The organism is Salinicola avicenniae, assembly GCF_023736115.1.
In the GTDB taxonomy this organism is placed as follows: domain Bacteria; phylum Pseudomonadota; class Gammaproteobacteria; order Pseudomonadales; family Halomonadaceae; genus Salinicola; species Salinicola avicenniae.
Genome location: NZ_JAKQZC010000003.1, coordinates 395,976 through 416,330, shown reverse-complemented (window position 1 = coordinate 416,330; position 20,355 = coordinate 395,976). Strand labels below are relative to the sequence as shown.

Below are 20,355 nucleotides of genomic sequence, written 5' to 3'. Positions count from 1 at the left end.
ATCGGCTCATGGTTGTTTCACGCGATGCGGAATCACGCCCTGATACGCGCCCGCCGCTGACGCTGGCGGGTCTCGACGCGCTGGATATCGCGGCCCTCGTCTATCGGCTCGACCACGGCGTGCCGCTGCTGGTATCGGCCAATGACACCGCCTGCCAGCGCCTGCAGCTCGGCAATCGCTTTCCGCTGGCGGAGCCGTGGCAGTGGCTCGATGCCCAGCGTCAGCCGGCGGCCGGCCGCGACCACCCGGCGCTGCTCGCCCAACCCGGCGCCGCGGGCACATCGCGCCAATGGCGCTGCTATCACCTGCGTCAGCATCAGCAGCCCCTGCGCGCACTGCAGCTCAAGGTGTCGCCGTTGGCGCCCACCGCGCCCGGCGAGGCGCCTCGCGTACTGGTGGCTATCGGCGATATTCTCGATGTCGACGCCGCGCGGCCCAAGCTGCCGCAGGCCGGTCCCCATCTGCACCAGCTGCTCGGCAGCCTGCCGATGGGCGTCTGCGTGATCGATGTCGACGGCTACCTGCGACTGATCAACCGCGCTTTCTGCGACTTCTTCGGTTATGCCGAGCGTGAGCTGCTCAACGCGCATTTTCGCAAGCTGCTGCCACCACGCCATCGCGAAGCGGCGGAGTCTCGCCATGCCACCAATTTCCCCGACGCCGAGACACAGCGGCGTTCGGTCGAGGTCCAGCTGAAGGATGGCACCGAGCGTACCGTCATCATCGAGGATACGATCAGCCAGGACGAGAACGGGCAGCCGCAGCGCATCGCCTTCCTGGTCGATATCACCGAACGCATGAACTTCGAGCGGCGCTTGACCGAGAAGAATCGGCGGCTCGAGCATCTCGCCACTCGCGACGACCTCACCGGACTGCACAACCGCCGCTTCGGCAGCGGTCTGCTCGAGCAGGCCCTGCAGCGCAGCCAGCGCTATGGCGAGCGTGTCGCGGTGGCGATGATCGACCTGGATCACTTCAAGTCGATCAACGACCGCTACGGCCATCCGGTCGGCGATGCCGTGCTGACCGAATTCAGCCGCCATGTCGAAAGCGCCCTGCGCACTAGCGACACGCTGGTACGCTGGGGCGGCGAAGAGTTCCTGTTGATCCTGCCCGGCGTCGACCGGTTTGCCGCGCAAGCCACGGTGAAACGGGTCCTGCGCGAGCTCGAGACGGTGCCGATGAGCCCGGCACGGCTACGCATCAGCTTCTCCGCCGGCGTCGGCGAGCATCGCCAGCAGTCGGCAGAACGCCTGCTGGAGGAGATCGACCAGGCGCTCTATCAGGCCAAGGCGGTGGGTCGCAGCTGCGTCGCGATCGCTCCCGTCGCATCGGTCGTTCCCTCCCGGCGTTCGGCCTTCTCGCCCAGCGGCAGTGAACGATAGCGACCGACCGGTTTCCCGGTCGGTCGAAGCCGCCTAGCCGCGAGACTCAGAACACGGCCCTCACCGCCAGAAACAGTACCGTCGGTGCCAGCAGAATCCCCAGCCCCGTATAGAAAGTCGCGGTCATGGCCCCGTAGGGAACCAGGCGCGCGTCGGTCGCTGCGAGTCCTGCCGCCACGCCACTGGTGGTCCCGATCATGCCGCCGAAGATCATCGCCGAGCGCGGGTTGTCCAACCCGATCAGACGTGCCGTCATCGGCGTGGCGATCATCGTCAGGATCGATTTCACCAGCCCCGCGGCAATCGATAGCGCGATCACTTCCGAACTCGCCCCCAGCGTCGCGCCGGTCACCGGGCCGACGATATAGGTGACGGCCCCGGCGGCAATAGTGGTGATATCCACCGGGTCGGTGTAGCCGAAGCCAATCGCCACCACCGCCCCCGCGACGAACGACACCAACACGCCAAGGAACAGCGCGATGATGCCGCGCAACCCGGCTTTTTTCACTTCCTGAAACCGCACCCCGTAGGCCGTGGCGATGATCGCTAGATCGCGCAGCATGCCACCCCCCATCAGGCCGAGCCCGGAGAAGAGGGTGACATCGGCGAGCCCCTTGCTGCCGCCGGTGGAGACACCGCCCACATAGGCCAGCACCAGGCCGATGATGATCGCGATGGCGCTGCCGTGCAGGCGCCCGGCGGTCAGGTGGCGACTCAGCCAGTAGGCCACGTACATGGTCAGGCCGATCACGGCGAAGGCGGCGATCAGGTGATACTTGTCGACCAGCGATACGATGGAATCGTTCATGTGTCTCTCCCGGTTCAGCGGCCGCTAGGGGCGTGTGGCGCCGAGGGCGGCGCATCGAGCGGCCGAGCATCGTCGACCTTCTTGCCGGTCAGCACCGGCACCAGCGCCAATCCGAGCGCCACGGCCAGCACGCCGGCCAGGATTGCCACCATGCCCCCGCTGAAGGCTGCCGCCACATTCTGGCTCGCCGCCATGGCCACCACGATCGGGATGTACATCGCGTTCCAGAAGTTGATGCCGCTCTCGGTTGTCTCCGGCAACTTGCCGCGATCCTTGAGATAGCCGGTCACGAAGATCAGCAGCAGCATGGCAATCCCCACGCCGCCAAGGTTGGCGTCGATGCCAAGGAGCTGGCCCAGAACATCGCCGATTATCAAACCGACCAGCATGCAGCCGGCCAGGAGTGCTACACCGTAGATCACCATCGCTGTTCACCTCTCTGGGTGTCGTTTTTCGTATCACGACGAGTGTGTGAGTTGCTCGTCTCGAGCCTGGCGTGTTCGGTGCGTCGTCGGGCGGGCGACGCACCTGCCGCGTCAATCCACGCGGCCGGGAGAGAAAGACCGTCGCTATCGCGCCTCGGTTTCGGTCATTTGATACAGATCGGCGTAACGCTCGCGCAGCGCGTTCTTCTGAACCTTGCCCATCACATTGCGCGGCAGGCTATCGATGAAGAACACCCGCTTGGGCTGCTTGTAGCGGGCCACCTTATCGGCGAGCGCCGCCAGCACCTGCGACTCGTCGAGGCGCGCGCCGGGCTTGAGTACCACACAGGCGGTCACGCCCTCGCCCAGATCGGGATGCGCGACACCGATCACCGCGGACTCCACGACTTCGGGCAACTCGTCGATCCACTGCTCGATCTCCTTGGGGTAGACGTTGTAGCCGCCGGAAATCACGAGATCCTTGTCGCGCCCGACGATCGAGAGATAGCCATCGCCGTCGATCACGCCGAGATCGCCGGTGATAAAGAAGCCGTCCTCGCGAAACTCGGAGGCGGTTTTTTCCGGCATGCGCCAGTAGCCTTTGAAAACATTGGGGCCGCGCACCTCGACCGCGCCGGTCTCGCCGGGCGGCAGCGCGGCGCCACTTTCGCGGTCGGTAATGCGCACCTCGCTGCCCGGCAAGGCGAAGCCGACCGTTCCCGGTCGGCGCTCGCCGTCATAGGGGTTCGAGGTGTTCATGTTGGTTTCGGTCATGCCGTAGCGCTCGAGAATCGCGTGGCCGGTACGCTCACGGAACTCGCGATGCGTTTCCGCCAGCAGCGGCGCCGAACCGGAGACGAACAGGCGCATGTTGGCCACCGCCTGTCGATCAAGCCGCGGGCTGGCCAGCAGGCGGGTATAGAAGGTAGGCACGCCCATCAGCACCGTGGCTCGGGGCATCAGATCCAGCAGCTGTTCCGGATCCAGCTTGGGCAGGAAGGTCATCGACGCACCGACCGTCAGCACGATATTGCAGGCTACGAACAGGCCGTGGGTATGGAAGATCGGCAGTGCATGCAGCAGGTGATCGTCGGCCGTGAAGCGCCAGCTTCGCGCCAGCGCTTGGCTGTTGGCCGCCAGGTTGGCATGGGTCAGCATCGCGCCTTTGGAGCGACCGGTGGTGCCGGAGGTGTAGAGGATCGCCGCCAGATCGTCGGCGGCCAGCTCAGCGATGCTCTCGTCTTCCGCGGCGTCGGCGACCCGCTGCATCAGACTGCCTTCGCTCTGAGCACCGAGGGTTTCCACTACGGCCACGCCGCGCGATGCGGCAAGCCGGCGCGCCAACGTCTCGTCTTCCGGGCGGCAGACATAGAGGCGCGGCTCGGCATCGCCAAGAAAGTAGTCGATCTCCGCTTCGGTATAGGCCGTATTGAGCGGTAGATAGACGGCACCGACCTGCAGGCAGGCGAGATAGAGCATGATCACCTGCGGGCTCTTGTCGACCTGCACCACCACGCGGTCGCCAGGCTCGACACCGCTGTCCCGCAGCAGGTTGGCCATGCGTCGGGAGATCGCCTGCACGTCGCGATAGCGGTAGCGATCAGCGCTCGGTGTATCGATCAGCACCTTGTCCGGCTGACGCGCGAAATGATTGGCGAACTGTAGATAGAGATTGTGATTCATCGGACTGCTCCTGCGGGTACAAGTCATGCTCGGCTGTCGAGACGAACGGTCAGGCATCGGTCTGCGAGGCGCGCTGTCGTTTCGCCCGCCCCTGCTTGGCTTCGCGCCGGATCTCGCTGGTGCAGACCACGGTGCCTTCACGGCTGAACGCCTCGTGGTTCTGCTCGATGCGCTCGAGTTCATAGAGGTAGTTGACCATCAGCCCGTGCGATTGCTGCTGTCCCTTGGGCGAGCTATCGCCGGGCCAGTTGAGCCGGTGCAGGCTGGCGCCGTTACCCAGATGAAAACGTGCCACCGGGTCCAGCGGCATGCCGTTGTCGCGCTTGGCTTCGACCAGATAGTGGGCGGCCAGCATTCGAATCTCGGCGGCCAGCTTGTCGTGCTGGCGGGACTCCTGCGGCCATTGGTTGTCGTCGAGCGCGCTCGCCAGCTCGTCCGACACCTGTCGGGTATCGTCGTCACGCGCGCTTGCCAGCCAACCGGCAAAGCCCGGTACCGGCGACAAGGTGACGAAATGCTCGAGATTGGGCAGCTCGCGCTTCAGCTCCTGAACCACCTGCTTGATCAGGAAGTTGCCGAACGAGATACCCTTGAGCCCCGCCTGACAGTTGCTGATGCTGTAGAACGCGGCGGTATCGGCCTCCACCGGCGCTACCGACTCTTCGCCGGCAAGGATGGTCTGGATGTTGTCAGGGATACCTTGGCACAGCGCTACCTCGACGAAGATCAAGGGCTCATCGCCGGTTGCCGGGTGGAAGAAGGCGTAGCAGCGGCGGTCATCGGGATCGAGTCGGCGACGCAGGTCGGACCAGTCGCCAATGGCGTGGACCGCCTCGTAGTGGATGATTTTCTCGAGCACCGCCGCCGGGGTGTTCCAATCGATGCTCTCCAGCACCAGAAAGCCGCGGTTGAACCAGGAAGCGAACAGATGCGCGAAGTCGGCATCCAGCGGCGCCAGTTCCGGACTCGCCTTGAGCGAGCGCAACAGGTCCGCCCGCATCCTCACCAGCTCATAGGTACCGCCCGGGCAGAGGTTGAGACGTCGCAGCAGGTGCTGGCGACGCGGCTCGCAGACCGAGAACAGTTGCTGCAGGCTGGCGTTGTCCTCGCTGTCGCGATAGCGCGCGTAAGCGTCGTGGATCTGCGCCGGATCGGCAGCGTAGCGCTCCGCCAGCAGCTTGAAGAAGGCCAAGCGGCCGTTCTCGTCGAGCGTGGCGTAGCGCTCCAGCGCCTCCTGGGCAATCAGAATCTGGGACGCCTCGCCGCCCGGCTGCATCAGGGTCTCGCAGACCGACGTCAGTCGCGCCAGACTGCTCGGCGCGAGCGCCTTGTCGGTCTGATCGGTGTGGCCTGTCTGGCCGCGGGTGCGACGGCCGATACTCGACAGAAGCTCCTGCAGGAAATTCATATTGACGTTCATGCCGGCCCTCTCGGGTCGAGGTGGGTAGCCCCCTCCGCAGAGGGATCGTCGTGCAGACCCGAGCCCCGGCGACAACCGCTGCGACGCCGCGATGCTTAACATACATGTCACGGATCTGTTATATACAACAGTCAGCTTCCGACCCATGCGAGTCAACATGGGAAAAAGTCTAATGGGAGAAAGTCGAACATGGCGCGAGTCCCCCAGGCACAACGCCTACGCGACCTGCTGGAAGATGCCATCGTCGAGGGACGCTACGCCCCCGGAGACCGCCTGGACCCGGCGGCGCTGGAGCGCGAATACGCCTGCTCGCGTACGCCGGTCCGCGAGGCGTTACAGCAGCTTGCCGCCTCGGGCATGGTGCGGGTCCTGCCCAAGCGGGGGACGTTCGTCGCACAGCTCGGGGTGGCCGAACTGGTCGAACGTTTCGAAGTGATGGCGGTACTCGAGGGGATGTGCGCACGGCTGGCGGCACGCCGCATGAGCGCGGCGGAACTCGAGGAGCTGCAACAGGCCAACGCCGCCTGCCGAGCCTGCCTGGAGGCCGGCGATATCGACGGCTACTACTACGAGAACGGCACCTTTCACCATCTGATCTATCAGGCCAGCCGCAATGCCTTTCTGGCCCAGGAAGCCGCGCGACTGCATGCCATCCTCAAGCCCTATCGGCGGCTGCAGCTGCATGCCCGCCATCGCATGGCGAGCAGCTTCGAAGAACATCAGGCGATCCTGCAGGCACTCGCACAGGGCGATGCGGCCGCTGCCGAAGCTGCGATCCAGTCGCACGTCCAGATTCAGGGTGAGCGCTTCAACGACCTCGTGGCCTCGATGCAGCGTCTGCAGGAAACGCGTGCCAAGCAGCGCACACGCTAGAACAGCAACATGACCAGCAACGCCAGCCCCCCGACGATCACCGCCGTGGTCACGAATACGCTCACCAGCCGGTTGAGCCAGCGGTCGAACGGTGCGTCGTTCACTCCGTGGTCGCGGCGTGTCGCCCCTCTTGGAGAGGGTCTGGCAGGTTTGGTTGCCGAAGGCATGAGCGTGGCTCCGCAGGATCCGTTAAGCGTGTTAACGGCGAATCTACGTTCAAGTTAAGCCGTCGCCGCCATTTTATCCATGTCGCGATCGGCGCACCGTCCGTCGGGTCCGCGCGCGACAAGCCTCGACGACGGCAAAAGGCCCCGATCCGCGGATCGGGGCCTTCTCTATCAGATCGACCGCCACGGACCCGCCGTCACGGCCTTTCCGCCAGCTCAGCGCGGATTGATGCGACGATTCTTCACGCCGGGAGCTCGGCGATAGCGATCCTCGTCCGCTAGCGTTTCCGCCTCGAAGGCGTCCGCCCCCACCGGCGTGTCGCTATGGCGCCGATAGAGCGCGGTGAGCATCGCCTTGCGGTCGGCACGCAACTCCCTCAGCGTCACGAAAATCATGCCATAGAGAATGAAGGTGAACGGCAACGCCGACAGCACGGCAGCCGACTGCAGCCCTTTCAGCCCGTCTTCGCCGCCGGCCGACAGCAGCGTCAGGCAGATCGCCGCAATCAGCACACCCCAGATCAGGCGCTTCATCAGCGGCGGATCGAGCGAGCCGTTATCGGTCATCTGCGAGACGATATAGGTCGCCGAATCCGCCGATGTCACCAGGAAGATGAAGATCAGGCAGAGCGCCACCACCGACAGCACGTCGGAGAACGGCATCATGCCGAACATCTGGAACAGCGCCGAGGTGAGATCGTCGGAGGTGGCCTGCGCCAGGCCGGCATCGCCGTTGAGCTCCATCTGGATCGCCGCCCCGCCGAACACGCCGATCCACAGGCAGGCCAGCAGCGGCGGCACGACCAGCACGCCAAAAACATACTGCTTGATCGTGCGCCCGCGGGAGATGCGCGCCACGAAGGTACCGACGAAGGGCGACCAGGCGATGACCCAGGCCCAGTAGAAAATCGTCCAGGTGCCGGCCCACTCGCTGTTCTCGAAGGGCGACATGCGCAGACTCATGCCGATGAAGTTCTGCAGATAGTCGCCGATGCCCAGCGTGATCGTCTCGAGAATCGCGACCGTCGGGCCGGTAATCAGGATGTAGAGCATCAGCACAAAGCAGATGATCAGGTTCAAGTTCGAGAGATTCTTGATGCCCTTGTCGAGACCGGACGTCGCCGAGATCATGTAGCAGACAAACATCACCCCCATGATGATGAACTGCCAGGTCGTGCCGTTGGGCACGCCATAGACAACGCTCAATCCGCCGTTGATCTGCAGCACCGCCAGCCCGATCGACGTCGCCACACCCATGACGGTGGCGACCACCGCAAAGATATCCAGCACCGGCCCCAATCGGCGCAGTCTGGGCCGCTTGGCAGTGACCGAGGAGAGCACGTTGGAGACCATCCCCGCCTGCCCCTTGCGGAACTGGTAATAGGCGATGATCAGGCCGACCACCGAGAATGCGGCCCACTGATGGATGCCCCAGTTGAAGAACGCATACTGGATCGCGTAGCGCGCCGAGGCGGCAGACTCCGGCGCCACGTCGCCGTAAGGCGGCTCGAGGTAGTGCATCATCGGCTCGGCCATGCCGTAGAACACCAGTCCGACACCGAAGCCCGCCGCCAGCAGCATGCTGACCCAGGAAAAGAATCCGTAGGTCGGCTTGCTGTCCTGCGGTCCGAGGCGAATCTTGCCGTACTTGCTGAAGGCCAGTACCAGCAGAAAGATCACGAAACCGAAAACCGAGATCAGATAGAACCAGCCGAAATAGTGTGTCGTGGCGCTTAGCGCCATATTGGCCACATTGCCGAATCCTGTCGGAAACGCGGCGCCCAGTGCCACGATCGCCGCAATCAGCAGCGCCGAGACGATGAACACGCCTTCCTTGCCGAGTTTGGCCATGATTACCCCTGTTTGTTTGTGTCTGTCTTCCCTTCGCTGACACGCCCCAGTGTAGACGACGCCTGGAATGCCCGTGGGCACCGACGCTTCCGCTACCGGCACGCGGCCCGACCGACGCCGGGCGTAAGCCTGCGTTAAGGGCGCCCGGCGCAATCTGCTCGCGAACTCACCGCGAGGGTCTGCGCATGACCGCTCTATCCGACATGCCGTCTCTGCCTGACGCGTCATCGTCCACGCTGATCTGGCGAGAAGGCCGCGACCGCGAGACACGGGCAAGACTGGAAGCCTTTATCGCCGCGACCTATCACCGCCAGCACGGCGCCACCCTGCACCACTTCGCGCCCCGCCTGTTCGGGCTGTGGGATGGGAACGACCTGTTGGCCGCCGTTGGCGTCCGCCGGGCCGATGCCACACCGCTGTTCCTGGAAAGCTACCTGGACGCGCCAATCGAAGCGGCGCTCGCCGCCGCCGTGGGCCGGCCGGTGGCACGCAACACCTTGGCCGAGATCGGCAATCTCTCCGCCAGTCGTCCCGGGTTGACGGTCCCGCTGATTCGTCGACTGATCGATACGCTGGTCGCCGAAGGTTGCCATTGGCTCGCCTTTACCGCGACGGCCACCGTGCGCAACGGCTTTCGCCGTCTGGGACTCGACGTGCGCCTGTTGGCCGAGGCCGACCCCGAGCGGCTGGGCTCGGCCAAGGATGCCTGGGGCAACTACTATCTGCACCGCCCCTGGGTCATGGGCGGCGATCTGCTGGCGGCGTGGCATCACTTGCAGGCGGCGGAACGCGACCCGCGTGCGCTGGACGCGCAGACACCAACCGCGAACGTCGGGAGCTGATCATGCGCGACGCGTTCTTCTCCCATCTCGAAACGCTGGCACGGTGTCAGCCGCAGCAGGTCACGCTGGCCGATGCCAGCAGCCGTATCACCTACGGCGAGCTCCCCGATGTGCTGAATCAGCGCGTGACGCAGCTGCGCCGGAGCGGTGCCAGCCGGGTCGGGGTAATGCTCGACAATGGCGTGGCCTGGGCGCTGTGGGACCTGGCCCTGATGCAAGCGGGCTGCGTCAGCGTTCCGTTACCCGCCTTCTTTTCACCGGCCCAGCTCACGCACGTCCTGGCGCGCGCCGGCATCGACACGCTGATCGGCCCTACCGAGTTCGCTCGCGCCCAGGGTTTCGACACCGCCCACGACGAGACCCTGCATCGACGTGCCGACGCGCCGTCTCCCCCGCTGCCCGACGGTACGCACAAGATCACCTTTACGTCGGGCACCAGCGGCTCGCCGAAAGGCGTCTGTCTGGGCAGCGATAGCCAGCTGACCGTCGCCAGGAGCCTGGCGGACGTTGCCGCCGACTGCGGCGTGCGTCATCACCTGGCCCTGTTGCCACTGGCGACGCTGCTGGAGAACGTGGGTGGGCTCTATGCCCCGCTCTGGCTGGGCGCGCGGGTCACGCTGCCCGCGCTGGCCTCGCTCGGCTGGCAGGGGGGCGCCGGTTTCGATGCCGACCTCGGCTGGCGCACGCTGCACGAGCAGGCGCCAGATAGCCTGATCCTGGTTCCGCAATTGCTCTCGGCACTGCTGACCCGCCAGGCCGGTACGCCGCTGGACTTCGGCCGTTTCTTCGCCGTGGGCGGCGCGCCGGTGGCCCCAAGCCTGCTGGCCAGGGCAGCGGCCGCCGGCTGGCCGATCTACGAAGGCTACGGACTATCCGAGTGCACCTCGGTCGTGACGCTCAACCGCCCCGGCGACACCGTCCCCGGTAGCGTCGGTACGCCGCTCCCGCATGCCCGGGTCACGCTCACCGCGGACGGCGAAGTGCAGGTCGAAGGCGCGCTGATGCTTGGCTACCTGGGTGACGACACCCCCATGCCGAGCCGTTGGCCGACCGGCGATCTCGGCGTGCTGACGGGAGAACGCCTGCAGCTGGCCGGACGCCGGCGCCAGGTCTTCATCACCGCCTATGGACGCAACGTCGACCCCGCCTGGGTCGAGGCCGAACTGACCGCGGACCCCGCGATTGCCCAGGCCTGGGTCAGCGGAGAGGCCGAACCCGCCAACCGGGCACTGCTCGTCCCCCGCGGCGACTGGGTCGACGACCGTCAGTTGGCCGAGGCCGTGGCGCACGCCAACGCGCGGCTTCCCGACTACGCGCGTGTCTCGCTGTGGCGTCGCACGGCCCCCTTTACCCCCGATAACGACCTGGCCACGGCCAACGGCCGCCTGCGACGCGACGCGCTCGCCAAGCGATATGCCGCCTGGCTGCAGCAGCCGGTGACGCCGGCAACGGCCTGACGGCCTTTCATGACAGACCGCGACACCGCCCGAACCACCACCTCCTCGCCGGGCGCCCACGACCAAAGGAGCATGACCATGTCCCACTACACCACGCTGCAACAAGCTACCGCCAGTCATCGCCAGTGGCTGCTCGACACGCCGGTCATTCGCCGCGCGCTAGCCGGCGACATCGATCGCGAAACCTATCTGGCATTTCTGGGCCAGGCCTATCACCACGTCAGACAGACGGTACCGCTGATGATGGCCTGCGGTGCGCGACTGCCCGAACGCCTGGAGTGGCTGCGCGGCGCACTGGTCGAATACATCGAGGAGGAGTACGGCCACCAGGCCTGGATTCTCGATGACATACGCGCGCTGGGAGGCGACGCCGATGCCGTGGCCGCCGCGCGGCCGGCACCGGCCACGGAGCTGATGGTGCGCTATGTGCGCGACGTCATCGCGCATGACAATCCCGTCGGCTTCTTCGGCATGGTGCATGTGCTGGAAGGCACCAGTACCGCCCTCGCCACTCAGGCGGCGGAGAAGATCCGCGACGGCGCGGGGCTGCCCGCCGAGGCCTTCCGCTATCTCGAGTCCCACGGCAGTCTGGATATCGGGCATCTCGCGTTCTTCGAGGAACAGATCAATCGACTCGAATCACCGGAGGACCTACAGGCGATCATCGACACCGCCAATATGCTCTACCGGCTCTATGGCGCACTCTTCCGAACCTTGAGGCAGGACACGGATACCGCCCGCCATCACGAGGAACTCAGCCATGCGCTGGTCTGAACGCCGCATCCTGCTGACCGGCGCCAGCGGCGGCATCGGGCGCGAACTGAGCGCACAGTTGGCGGCCCATGGCGCCAGACTGCTACTGGTTGGCCGCGACAAGTCGCCGCTCGCGCCGCTGCAGGCCTCGGCACCGGACCGTATACAGGTACTCGGGGCCGACCTGACCCACAGCGAAGACCGACAGCGTGTGGTGAACGCCGCCGATCAGGCCGGCATCGACATGCTGATCAACGCCGCCGGTATCAACCATTTCGGCCTGTTCGATGAGCAGTCAGCCGAACGTCTGACCGCGATGATCGACCTCAACATCAGCGCCACGCTGCTGCTGACCCAGGCACTGCTGCCACGGCTGCTTCATCGCCCCGCGGCTTGGGTGGTCAACGTGGGATCGGCGTTCGGCGCCATCGGCCATCCGGGGTACACCGCCTATTGCGCGTCCAAGTTCGCCCTGCGCGGTTTCAGTCAGGCCCTGAGGCGCGAACTGGCGGATACGCCGGTACAGGTGCTCTATCTGGCCCCGCGCGCCACCCGAACCGCCATGAACAGCGCCAGTGCCGATGCCATGAATACCGCATTGGGCAACCGGGTCGATGAACCCGAGGACGTCGCCGCCGCCGTGATTCGCGGCATCGAAACCTCCGCGCGCGAGCGTCAGATCGGCTGGCCGGAGTGCCTGCTGGTCAAGCTCAACGCGCTGGCCCCAGGGCTGGTCGACCGCGCGCTGAAAAAACGCCTGCCCTTGATCCAGCGCCATGCCCGCGATCTGTCCTCCTCGCCCTGACGGCGTTGCCTTCAGGCGCCTTATCGCCATGCCAGAGAGGTAAAGTCATCATGACAACGCGACGCCAGACCCTCCGCCCGCTGTGGCTCGCCCTGGTACTCGTTGCCGGCCTGCCCGCTATCGATGCCGTCGCCGCGCCGGCGACGCCAACCGCGGCCACCGAGACCACCGAAACCGACATCTCCGCCGGTCTGCACGAGCTGCAGAGCCGCTGGGCCCAGATCCGCTATCGCACGCCGGAGGCCCGACGCGAATCGGCCTTCGACCAGCTATACCAGCGCGCCCAAGCGCTGACGAACGCGCATCCGGACAGCGCCGCCCTGGCCACCTGGGCGGGTATCATCCGCGCCTCGCAGGCCGGCGCGGGCGGCGGACTCAGCGCGCTCTCTCAGGTCAAGGACGCGCGCCAGGCTTTCGAACACGCCATCGCCTTGGACCCACAGGTGCTCTCGGGGTCCGCCTATACCAGTCTCGGCACGCTCTATCATCAGGTACCCGGCTGGCCGATCAGCTTCGGCGACGACGATCGGGCACGCGAGCTACTGCTGAAAGGGTTGGCGATCGATCCCGACGGTCTCGACAGCAACTATTTCTGGGCCGACTATCTTCACGACAACGATGACGATGCGGGCGCCCGCCAGGCCTTGCAGAAGGCCGAGGCGGCGGCGCCACGGCCCGGTCGCGAAATAGCCGACGCCGGCCGCCGGGAGGAGATTCGCCAGCTTGCGGCGGAACTCGACGACTGAGCCCGCGGGATCGCATCGGTTGCATTCAGCGCCAGCGCCCTCATCATGAGCATCATGAGGGCGCTAACGAGTGCCCCGACATTTTCTGCGAGAGACCGCTCATGTCACGACTTGCCGACATTCCCCTCTCGGTGCTCGACTTGGCGCCGATCACCGTCGACGGCACGCCGGCGGAGACCTTCCGCCATACCGTCGACCTGGCCAAGCGCACCGAAAATCTGGGCTACAACCGTTTCTGGCTGGCGGAGCACCACAATATCGACGGCATCGCCAGCGCCGCGACCAGCGTGCTGATCGGCCATGTCGCCGGCGCCACGTCGCGCATCCGCGTCGGCAGCGGCGGCATCATGCTGCCCAACCATCCTCCGCTGGTCGTCGCCGAACAGTTCGGGACGCTGGCAACGCTCTACCCCGATCGCATCGATCTCGGGTTGGGCCGCGCACCGGGCTCGGACGGCATCACCATGCAGGCCATGCGCCGCGACCCGCGAGCCGGCATCAACGACTTTCCCGACCGACTCGACGAACTGCGCCGCTACCTGGGCGACAGCACGCCCGGCCAGCGCGTACGCGCGATTCCCGGCCAGGGCACCCACGTGCCCATCTGGCTGCTGGGCTCCAGCGGCTACAGCGCCCAGTTGGCGGCGCGCCTCGGGCTACCCTTCGCCTTTGCCGGCCAGTTCGCCCCGGGTTACATGGTCGAGGCGCTGCATCTCTATCGCGAAGGCTTCCAACCCGGCGTGCTCGACGCACCGCACGCGATGATCGGCATCCCGCTGATGGCTGCCGAAAGCGACGAGCGTGCGCGCTTCCTCGCCACGACCCAGCAGCAGAAATTCCTCAACCTGATTCGCGGCAAGAGCACGCGTACCCGGCCGCCGGTCGAGGCGCTCGACTGGTCGCCGCAGGAGCAGGCGATGGTGTCGCAGAACCTCGGAGCCTCGGTGGTCGGCGGCCCGGCCACGATCCGGCAGCAGCTCGACGAGCTGCTCGAGGCCACCGGCGCCGACGAGATCATGGTCAATACCGACTGCTACGACCACGCGGATCGGGTGACCTCCTACGAGATTCTCGCTCAGGTACAACGCGACGCCGGCTGAGAGGGCGATGAGGAGAGCCCGACGAGCAAGCCGGACAGCACCTCGCTCGTCGGCTCAGTCGTCGAGGTGGCTCAGTGGTCAAGATAGAGATAGTGCTGCCAGCTCAGCATGCGCAGCAGGATGCGTCGCATGACGGCGATATGGTGGACGTGCTCGCTATAGACGGCCGCCTGCCCGCTGAGCCCCAGCGGCAAATGCGGTAGCGTCTCCCCCGGCTGCAGCGCCAGCGTGACCAGTGCGCGGCTATCCATGTCAGTGAATGCCTCGCTGCCGACCAGCCGGTCGCCGGCGATCAGCTGCGACTCGGCGATTGCCGGCAGCACCTCGATCACCTCGGCCTGGAAGATCTTGCCGGGAAGCGCATCGAAGACCAGCTCCGCGGCGGCTCCCTTTTCGATCCGTGCCAGCGACTGCTGCCGGAAGGCTGCGGTAAAGGTGCCGGACTGCGCATGCAGGAAGACCCCGAGCGGTCGTAGCGGAAGCGGCACCGCCATCATTCCCGGCCTCACCGCCAGCTGTGTCAGGTAGCCATCGGTAGGGGCGCGGATCACTGTGTTGGCGAGATCCAGCTGCGCCTCTTCCAGTTCGGCCTGCTTGGCGGCCACGACCGGGTCGACCGCGCCATCGGCGGTCTCTTGCTCGGCACGCGCACGCTCCAGGGCCGCCTGCGCCTGCCCGACGCCCGCCTGGCTCGTCTCCAGCCGTTCGCGCGCCTGATCCAGCTGCTGCCGGCTGAAGGCTGACGCCGCCCCCTGATAGCGGTCGTAGGTCCGCTGCGCCTGATCGCGCTGAGCCACCGCCGCGACCAACGCGGCCTGCGCCTCGCCGACGCTGGCCACCCGTCCTTGCGAGTTGCGCAGCGCATCCGCCAGCTCTGCGCTTAGCCGTGCGACCCTGGCCTCGTAGCGGGCGCTGTCGAGCGTGAACAGTGGCGTACCGGCCTCTACCCGCGAATTGGGGGCCACGTCGACACTGACGACACGCGCCCGCACTTCCGATACCAGTGGCGTCACCGTATAGGCCTGGCGGACCTGTCGCGTGAACGGATGGTTATAGTTCATCACCAGCACGAGCGCCGCCAGCAGTACGACCCCACCGAGAATCGCGGTGGGCACGGTCCACTTGTTCTGCGGGATGCGAAAGAGCTTGAAGACGGCAATGCAGATCGCGGCATAGGTAAGAACGATCAGGGTTTCCATGCTTACGCCTCCCCGTCGCGGGGCGGCGCAGGCGCCGAGGCTTCCAGTACCGCTACTCTGGCTCGCATCCGCTCGAGATCGTCACGCAGCCGCTCGAGTTCGAGCTGCTCGCGCAGTTGGGCATCCTGCAGCTGGCGAAACCCCCAGCCGCGCTCGGGGCGATAGAGCGTTGCCCAGATCCAGAGGAACGGCCACAGCACGTGGAGAGTGAAGAGGCTGACCCAGCCCGCGATATGGATCGCGTCTTGGTGAGGATGATCACGCCGTTTGGCGATCAGGTAGGGAATATCGTGAACGGCAATGATGCCGTAGAACAATACCAGCGCCACAAAGATCAGCAAACCTAACGCGATGTAGCTGAGCATGGTTCGACCTCGGCAGGCCCCCGGCCGGGGGTCGGCCGGGGCAGCACGTTACCGCAAACCTAGCACTCTATTGACCAGGCCCGTCTGCTCGAGGCCCATCTGATCGAAGCCGCGTCTGATCAAAACCCCGTCGTCTTGCCCGGCAGGTCCGGTGCGGACGGGGCCGCCAGTCTCGTCGCGACCGGCGGCGCGCATCGCGTCAAGGCGAGCGCGCCCTGATGCGCCCTCAGCCCAGACGCTTGGCGAGCAGGCCTTCCAGCTTGGTCTGGTCAGCGGCGAACTTGCGGATGCCCTCGGCCAGCTTTTCCGTCGCCATGGCATCCTCGTTGTGCTCCCAGCGGAACTGGGCTTCGCCGATCGGTGCCAGACGCTCGCTGCTTTCGCCGGTGTCGGTCACCTTGCGCGTCACCTCACCCTCGGAGGAAGCCAGCTCTTCGAGCAGCGCCGGGGAGATGGTCAGGCGATTGCAGCCGGCCAGTGCCAACACCTGATCGGTGTTGCGGAAGCTCGCGCCCATGACCACGGTGTCGTAGCCGTAGCGGCTGGCGTAGTCGCAGACGCCACGCACGAAGACCACGCCCGGGTCTTCATCCGGCACGTAGGATTCGGTGCCGGTAGCCGCCTTGTACCAGTCGGTGACGCGACCGACGAACGGCGATATCAGGTAGACGCCGGCCTCGAAGCAGGCACGCGCCTGCGCGTCGGAGAACAGCAGCGTGAGGTTACACTGGATGCCTTCCTTCTCGAGCTTCTCGGCGGCGCGAATACCTTCCCAGGTCGAGGCCAGCTTGATCAGCACGCGATCCTTCGACACGCCCTGCTTTTCGTAGAGATCGATCAGATGATGCGCCTTCTCGATGCTCGCGGCTTCATCGAAGGAGAGCTTGGCCGCGACCTCGGTCGAGACACGCCCCGGCACCAGCTTGGTGATTTCGGTGCCGATGGCGACCGAGAGGCGATCCACCGCTTCTTCGACACGTGCGTCGACGTCAGCGATCTCCGATTTCACGGCGGCCAGCGTCTCGTCGATCAGGCCCTGGTAGCCCTCGAGATCGAAAGCCTTGAGGATCAACGACGGGTTGGTCGTCGCATCGTGCGGCTGATAGCGGCGTATCGCGTCGAGATCGCCGGTGTCGGCGACCACCATGGAAAGCTGCTTGAGAGAGTCGAGTTGCTGAGTCATGAATCGCTCCATCGTCTTGGCGGGTGACTGCGTCCTGTCGCAATCCCATGTCTCGAAGGATAACACCGATAGGCCGGATGCGCCGAAGGGCCAGAAGGACACCGGCACGATCGACGACCGGCCGGCGGCGACGGCCCGCTCACGTGACGCCGTGGACCGTCTTCAGGACATCCCGGTAGCGGCCGTAGATCTCGTGATAGCGAGCGACCACCTCGACACGCGGATGCGTCAGCGTCTCCTCGTCCAGCGCTACCCAGTCACGGCACAGCGTCGCCAGGGCGACATCGCTCTCGCGCTGGTCGCACCAGCGTGCCTGGATCGCGCCGCCGAAGGCCGCGGCTTCGGTCACCCGCGGACAGACCACCTCGACATCCAGCACGTCGGCCACGATCTGGCGCCAGATCGGACTCTTCGCGCCGCCGCCCACCAGCCGTACCTGGGTCGCCCGACTCGCCAGCGGACCGAGCAGCTCGAGCCCATAGCGCAGACCGAAGGTAGCGCTCTCCACGGCCGCCCGGCAGAGGTTCGCGGGCGTGGTATTGAAGCTGGTCATGCCGCTCAGGCTCGCCTGGGCTTCGGGTAGCGCCGGGACTCGCTCGCCGCTGAAGAACGGCAGCAGCGTGATGCCCCCGGCCCCGGGCTCCGCCTCGGCGACGGCCCGATTGAAACCGTCGATATCGAGCCCGACCAGCTCGCGCAGGGTGGTCGTCGCCGAGGTCACGTTCATGGTGCAGATCAGCGGCAGCCAGCCGCCGTGGCTGGCGCAGAAATTGGCGACCATGGCATTGTCCGGCACCACCGGGTCGGGCGAGTGAACGGCAATGGTGCCGGAGGTGCCGAGACTGATCGTCACCATGCCCGGGGCGATATTGCCGGTACCGATCGCGCCCATCATGTTGTCGCCGCCGCCGCTCGAGACCAGCACTTCATCGCCAAGCCCCAGCTCACGGGCGAGCGCGGGGCGTACCGTGCCCGCCGCCTCGCGCGACGCGATCAGCCGTGGCAATACGGCCTCGGGATCCAGCTCGGGCGCGATCTCGGCGAAGACATCATGGCGCCACTGGCGTCGGCGGGTGTCGAAATAGCCGGTGCCGGAGGCATCGCCACACTCGGCGACCCGTTCGCCGGTCAGCCAGAAGTTGAGATAGTCGTGCGGCAGCAGCAGCGTGGCAATACGTCGATAGGCGTCGGGATGCGTGTCGCGCAGCCAGGCGATCTTGGACGCGGTATAACCGGTCTGCAGCACCAGTCCCAGCTTGTCGAGGCACCCAGCCTCGCCGCCGAGGCGCTCGATCAACCCCGCGTTCCACGCCGCCGTTTCGGTATCGTTCCACAACTTGGCCGGATGCACCGGCACGCCTGCCGCATCCAGCGCGACCATGCCGTGCTGCTGACCAGAAATCCCGATACCTCGTACTTGCGACGCCTCCACATCGGCGTTGGCGAGCGCCTCGCCGAAGGCGACGCGAAACGCCTCGGTCCACTCCTCGACCCGCTGCTCGCGGCGACCGCCGTCACCCTGCTCAAGCCGGTGCGGGCGGGAGGCCTCGCCAACGATCCGCCCGTCGGCCGCGTCGACCACGACCACCTTGGTACTCTGCGTACCGCAATCCACACCGATATACATCGCTTTCCTTCCTCTGGTTTCGCACCGTCCTTGCCGTCCGCGTACGAGCGGTCCGTCGCGCCGTTCCTCGTGCGGGCCACCTTGCCGGATGCGCACGCTCGCCTGTCGGAACGACGCTGCCGACCGTCGACCTTACCCCGCTCAGGTCCGACGTCAACGCCCGACCAGATGCTCGACGCAAGCGCGTGCGCCATCGCGATGCAGGCGTTCGAGTGCGTCGAGATAGGCGTCGCGGAAGCGCGGCTCGTCGACCAGGTCGCCGAACAGTTGCCGGTTCTCGATGAAGGCGGTCGGCTCACGACGGTTGCGCCCGGCAATCGCCATCAGCTCGTCCTTGAGCCGGTCGACGACGGTGATCGACTCGCCCTGCTCGTCGACGCCTTCGGCATAGCGTGCCCAACTCGCCACGATGGCGGCGCTGCGGCGTATCTCTGCCCCGCCCGACTTCTCGGCCCCGGCGAGTTGCTCGCGGATGACCGGCAGCAGCCACTTGGGAATGCGATCCGAGCTCTCGGCACATAGACGTGCCAGCGTGTCCTTGATCTCCGGGTTGGCGAATCGCGCGATCAGGGTTCGTTTATAGTCATCAAGATCGACACCCGGCACCGGACGCAGGGTCGGCGTCGCCTCGAGGTTCATGTAATCGAGCAGGAAATCGACGAACAACGGGTCCTGACAGACCTCGTGCGCGTAGCGATAACCGGCGAGGTAGCCGAAGTAGGTCAGCGCCTGATGGCTCGCGTTGAGCAGGCGCAGCTTCATCAGCTCGTAGGGCATGACGTCATCGACCACCTGAACGCCAACCGTCTCGAACCGCGGCCGCCCGAGCGTGAAGCGATCCTCCAGCACCCACTGGGTGAAGGGCTCGCACACGACCGGCCAGCGATCCTCCAGGTCGAAGCGGTCGCGCACCTCGGCGATGTCGGCCTCGGTCGTCACCGGCGTGATACGGTCAACCATCGAGTTGGGGAACGGGACCTGCTCGTCGATCCACTGCCCCAGATCGGCATCCCGCGCCCGCGCATAGGCGACGAACATCTTGTGCGCGACTTCCCCGTTGCCTTGGATATTGTCGCAGGACATCACGGTGAACGGGGTGATACCGCGCTCGCGGCGGCGTGCCAATGCCTCGACGACCAGTCCGAAGGTCGTCCCCGGGGGCTGCGGCGCGCTCAGATCGTGCTGCACATCGGGATTGTCGAGATCGAATTCGCCGGTCACGTGGTGAAAGTTGTATCCCCCCTCCGTCACCGTCAGCGAGACGATGCGGATCTGCGGGTCGGCCAGCGTTTCGAGCACCTTCTCGACGTCATCCGGCGCATAGAGGTAGTCGATGATCGAACCGATCACGCGGGCCTGGTAGGCCCCCTCCGGATGCTTGACCACGAGGGTATAAAGGTGATCCTGCGCGGCCAGTGTCGCCTGCATCCGCCGATCGCCGGGCATGACGCCGACGCCGACGATGCCCCAATCGAGCGCCTCGCCGCGATTCATCAACATATCCAGATACATCGCCTGATGGGCACGGTGGAACCCGCCGACACCAAAATGAACGATGCCGGGCGTGACCTGACTGCGGTCGTAGGCGGGCTTCTCCACGTTCGCATCCAGCTGCGCGAGCGCCGCGGAATTCAATGACTGCATGACAAGACTCTCCTGAAGAAAG

The 20,355-nt window shown here is 65.8% G+C and carries 18 protein-coding genes; 8 read left to right on the top strand and 10 right to left on the bottom strand.

The genetic code is table 11. The features are described 5' to 3' along the window. Nucleotides 1-8: 8 nt before the first annotated feature. Nucleotides 9-1,385, top strand: coding sequence for a GGDEF domain-containing protein (locus MC381_RS08370; RefSeq protein WP_251977279.1), 1,377 nt, complete (start codon nt 9-11; stop codon nt 1,383-1,385). Nucleotides 1,386-1,431: 46 nt separating this feature from the next. Here the strand turns inward: MC381_RS08370 and madM are convergent, their stop codons facing one another. The 4 genes from madM to MC381_RS08350 form a co-directional block, all read right to left on the bottom strand. Then, nucleotides 1,432-2,193: a malonate transporter subunit MadM gene (gene madM, locus MC381_RS08365; RefSeq protein ID WP_251977278.1), complete on the bottom strand. Its 762-nt coding sequence runs from the start codon at nt 2,191-2,193 to the stop codon at nt 1,432-1,434. Nucleotides 2,194-2,207: 14 nt separating this feature from the next. After that, nucleotides 2,208-2,618: a malonate transporter subunit MadL gene (madL, locus tag MC381_RS08360; protein WP_251977277.1), complete on the bottom strand. Its 411-nt coding sequence runs from the start codon at nt 2,616-2,618 to the stop codon at nt 2,208-2,210. Nucleotides 2,619-2,762: 144 nt separating this feature from the next. Next, nucleotides 2,763-4,301 carry a malonate--CoA ligase gene (locus MC381_RS08355; RefSeq protein ID WP_251977276.1) on the bottom strand — a complete coding sequence of 513 codons (1,539 nt, stop codon included), beginning with the start codon at nt 4,299-4,301 and terminating at the stop codon, nt 2,763-2,765. A gap of 49 nt (nt 4,302-4,350) precedes the next feature. Next, a complete protein-coding gene (locus MC381_RS08350) occupies nt 4,351-5,721 on the bottom strand; it encodes a malonyl-CoA decarboxylase (protein ID WP_251977275.1) in 1,371 nt (456 codons plus the stop codon). A 189-nt stretch (nt 5,722-5,910) separates the two neighbouring features. Between MC381_RS08350 and MC381_RS08345 the strand changes: the two genes are divergently transcribed. Then, a complete protein-coding gene (locus MC381_RS08345; protein ID WP_251977274.1) occupies nt 5,911-6,594 on the top strand; it encodes a GntR family transcriptional regulator in 684 nt (227 codons plus the stop codon). A 383-nt stretch (nt 6,595-6,977) separates the two neighbouring features. Here MC381_RS08345 and MC381_RS08340 read toward each other — a convergent pair whose 3' ends face one another. Further along, nucleotides 6,978-8,612: a BCCT family transporter gene (locus MC381_RS08340; RefSeq protein ID WP_251977273.1), complete on the bottom strand. Its 1,635-nt coding sequence runs from the start codon at nt 8,610-8,612 to the stop codon at nt 6,978-6,980. A gap of 185 nt (nt 8,613-8,797) precedes the next feature. Between MC381_RS08340 and MC381_RS08335 the strand changes: the two genes are divergently transcribed. The 6 genes from MC381_RS08335 (at nt 8,798) to MC381_RS08310 (ending at nt 14,315) form a co-directional block, all read left to right on the top strand. Continuing rightward, nucleotides 8,798-9,454 (top strand): thermostable hemolysin, encoded by a 657-nt coding sequence (locus MC381_RS08335; RefSeq protein WP_251977272.1) that lies wholly within the window; start codon nt 8,798-8,800, stop codon nt 9,452-9,454. A 2-nt stretch (nt 9,455-9,456) separates the two neighbouring features. Further along, a complete protein-coding gene (locus MC381_RS08330) occupies nt 9,457-10,911 on the top strand; it encodes an AMP-binding protein (RefSeq protein ID WP_251977271.1) in 1,455 nt (484 codons plus the stop codon). Between the two features lie 78 nt (nt 10,912-10,989). Then, the gene (locus tag MC381_RS08325) at nt 10,990-11,685 is read left to right on the top strand and encodes an iron-containing redox enzyme family protein (RefSeq protein WP_251977270.1); all 696 of its coding nucleotides are present in this window, start codon (nt 10,990-10,992) and stop codon (nt 11,683-11,685) included. Next, complete coding sequence (locus MC381_RS08320) at nt 11,672-12,469, top strand: SDR family oxidoreductase (protein WP_251977269.1); 798 nt, start codon at nt 11,672-11,674, stop codon at nt 12,467-12,469. The genes MC381_RS08325 and MC381_RS08320 overlap by 14 nt, the downstream gene beginning before the upstream one ends. 50 nt (nt 12,470-12,519) lie before the next feature. Next, nucleotides 12,520-13,215, top strand: coding sequence for a tetratricopeptide repeat protein (locus MC381_RS08315; protein ID WP_251977268.1), 696 nt, complete (start codon nt 12,520-12,522; stop codon nt 13,213-13,215). Between the two features lie 101 nt (nt 13,216-13,316). Then, nucleotides 13,317-14,315, top strand: coding sequence for an LLM class flavin-dependent oxidoreductase (locus MC381_RS08310; RefSeq protein ID WP_251977267.1), 999 nt, complete (start codon nt 13,317-13,319; stop codon nt 14,313-14,315). 71 nt (nt 14,316-14,386) lie between these two features. Here MC381_RS08310 and MC381_RS08305 read toward each other — a convergent pair whose 3' ends face one another. The 5 genes from MC381_RS08305 to MC381_RS08285 all read right to left on the bottom strand — a co-directional run bounded on the left by MC381_RS08305 (nt 14,387) and on the right by MC381_RS08285 (nt 20,333). After that, nucleotides 14,387-15,514: an HlyD family secretion protein gene (locus MC381_RS08305; protein ID WP_251977266.1), complete on the bottom strand. Its 1,128-nt coding sequence runs from the start codon at nt 15,512-15,514 to the stop codon at nt 14,387-14,389. 2 nt (nt 15,515-15,516) lie between these two features. Beyond that, nucleotides 15,517-15,879, bottom strand: coding sequence for a DUF3302 domain-containing protein (locus MC381_RS08300; RefSeq protein ID WP_251977265.1), 363 nt, complete (start codon nt 15,877-15,879; stop codon nt 15,517-15,519). A gap of 226 nt (nt 15,880-16,105) precedes the next feature. After that, entirely contained in the window at nt 16,106-17,062 is a 957-nt protein-coding gene (gene tal, locus MC381_RS08295) for a transaldolase (protein ID WP_251977264.1), read from the bottom strand. Nucleotides 17,063-17,201: 139 nt separating this feature from the next. After that, a complete protein-coding gene (gene xylB, locus MC381_RS08290; protein WP_251977263.1) occupies nt 17,202-18,689 on the bottom strand; it encodes a xylulokinase in 1,488 nt (495 codons plus the stop codon). Nucleotides 18,690-18,842: 153 nt separating this feature from the next. Then, nucleotides 18,843-20,333, bottom strand: coding sequence for a mannitol dehydrogenase family protein (locus MC381_RS08285; protein WP_251977262.1), 1,491 nt, complete (start codon nt 20,331-20,333; stop codon nt 18,843-18,845). Nucleotides 20,334-20,355 lie beyond the last annotated feature (22 nt).

Bases quoted from the DNA above. Each gene is read 5' to 3' on its own strand.
- MC381_RS08370 (WP_251977279.1), top strand. From the start codon at position 9: ATGGTTGTTTCACGCGATGCGGAATCACGCCCTGATACGCGCCCGCCG.
- madM (WP_251977278.1), bottom strand. From the start codon at position 2,193: ATGAACGATTCCATCGTATCGCTGGTCGACAAGTATCACCTGATCGCC.
- madL (WP_251977277.1), bottom strand. From the start codon at position 2,618: ATGGTGATCTACGGTGTAGCACTCCTGGCCGGCTGCATGCTGGTCGGT.
- MC381_RS08355 (WP_251977276.1), bottom strand. From the start codon at position 4,301: ATGAATCACAATCTCTATCTACAGTTCGCCAATCATTTCGCGCGTCAG.
- MC381_RS08350 (WP_251977275.1), bottom strand. From the start codon at position 5,721: ATGAACGTCAATATGAATTTCCTGCAGGAGCTTCTGTCGAGTATCGGC.
- MC381_RS08345 (WP_251977274.1), top strand. From the start codon at position 5,911: ATGGCGCGAGTCCCCCAGGCACAACGCCTACGCGACCTGCTGGAAGAT.
- MC381_RS08340 (WP_251977273.1), bottom strand. From the start codon at position 8,612: ATGGCCAAACTCGGCAAGGAAGGCGTGTTCATCGTCTCGGCGCTGCTG.
- MC381_RS08335 (WP_251977272.1), top strand. From the start codon at position 8,798: ATGACCGCTCTATCCGACATGCCGTCTCTGCCTGACGCGTCATCGTCC.
- MC381_RS08330 (WP_251977271.1), top strand. From the start codon at position 9,457: ATGCGCGACGCGTTCTTCTCCCATCTCGAAACGCTGGCACGGTGTCAG.
- MC381_RS08325 (WP_251977270.1), top strand. From the start codon at position 10,990: ATGTCCCACTACACCACGCTGCAACAAGCTACCGCCAGTCATCGCCAG.
- MC381_RS08320 (WP_251977269.1), top strand. From the start codon at position 11,672: ATGCGCTGGTCTGAACGCCGCATCCTGCTGACCGGCGCCAGCGGCGGC.
- MC381_RS08315 (WP_251977268.1), top strand. From the start codon at position 12,520: ATGACAACGCGACGCCAGACCCTCCGCCCGCTGTGGCTCGCCCTGGTA.
- MC381_RS08310 (WP_251977267.1), top strand. From the start codon at position 13,317: ATGTCACGACTTGCCGACATTCCCCTCTCGGTGCTCGACTTGGCGCCG.
- MC381_RS08305 (WP_251977266.1), bottom strand. From the start codon at position 15,514: ATGGAAACCCTGATCGTTCTTACCTATGCCGCGATCTGCATTGCCGTC.
- MC381_RS08300 (WP_251977265.1), bottom strand. From the start codon at position 15,879: ATGCTCAGCTACATCGCGTTAGGTTTGCTGATCTTTGTGGCGCTGGTA.
- tal (WP_251977264.1), bottom strand. From the start codon at position 17,062: ATGACTCAGCAACTCGACTCTCTCAAGCAGCTTTCCATGGTGGTCGCC.
- xylB (WP_251977263.1), bottom strand. From the start codon at position 18,689: ATGTATATCGGTGTGGATTGCGGTACGCAGAGTACCAAGGTGGTCGTG.
- MC381_RS08285 (WP_251977262.1), bottom strand. From the start codon at position 20,333: ATGCAGTCATTGAATTCCGCGGCGCTCGCGCAGCTGGATGCGAACGTG.